A 972-nucleotide genomic window follows, 5' to 3' on the forward strand; every position below is an offset into this window, starting at 1 on the left:
TTGGTGGGTTATTAGAAGAAAAAGTAGCAGCAACAGAAAAATTAAATGGTATAGGTATGCAAGAGATTAAGTTAGCATATGTTCCCTACTACAAACTTACACTAAATCAGGACAAAACAATTAAAGAACTCCATGAAGTGGTTTATAGAATTAGCCTGCTATTCAATTTGTTTTTGGGTAAAAAGCTTAATATTCAATTTTTAGACTTTCCTTCTGAGAAAGAGGATCTATCAGGAAACAAATTTAAAGGTACTGGAAGGTTTTATATACGGCAACTGAAAGAAGTAAGCAAAATTAATCAACCATTCCCTTCATATCCATATGGAACTATTGCTAATGAATTAGAGGGTTATTTGAATCAGTTTTTTGTCAATTTTAAAAAAATAAAAGTTATTATCCAAAGTTTTTCTGTATCTTTTACAGGTGGCAACTACGTTGAAAATTCATTTTTAGATGCCTGTCTTAATCTAGAAGTATTACATAGGGAATTTTGGGATGAACACAAAGAGGTAAATGACGAATTAATTAAAGCGGCAGAATTGATAAAAAAGTTATCTTCTCAGATTGAAGAAAGCATAATGGCGAAAATAATTTCTAGCATAGATAACTTGAGTAAACCTACACTTAGGAAAAGAATACTTGAATTATTAAGAGAGGCACCACAAGATTTGCTTAAGAAAATAAATTTAGACGGGTACGATTTTATCAAAGGCAAGGGTAAAAGTGACTTTGCAATAATGTGTTCAAATACCAGAAATTATATTACTCATGGAAGTTCGGATGATAAATTGAAGATTTTCTCTTTATTGGAACTAATTAAAGTAGCGAAAGTTCTTAATATAATAACAGAATATCATGTCATGAAAATAATAGGTTTGGAAGACAAAGATATCATAGACGCAATATCTCATAGAAAATACTATCAAAACGTATTAACTAATCTATATGAGTTTGAGGACTTAAATTAATTAT

Annotated in this window: 1 protein-coding gene; it reads left to right on the forward strand. The window is 29.6% G+C overall.

The features are described from left to right. Positions 1 to 968, forward strand: a 968-nt coding sequence (locus tag ACTHW2_RS11855; protein WP_442264123.1) for a HEPN domain-containing protein, incomplete at its 5' end; no start/stop codon positions are given. Between the last annotated feature and the right edge of the window lie 4 nt (positions 969 to 972).

Origin of the sequence: Tissierella sp. (assembly GCF_052089545.1) — a bacterium.
GTDB lineage: Bacteria > Bacillota > Clostridia > Tissierellales > Tissierellaceae > Tissierella_A.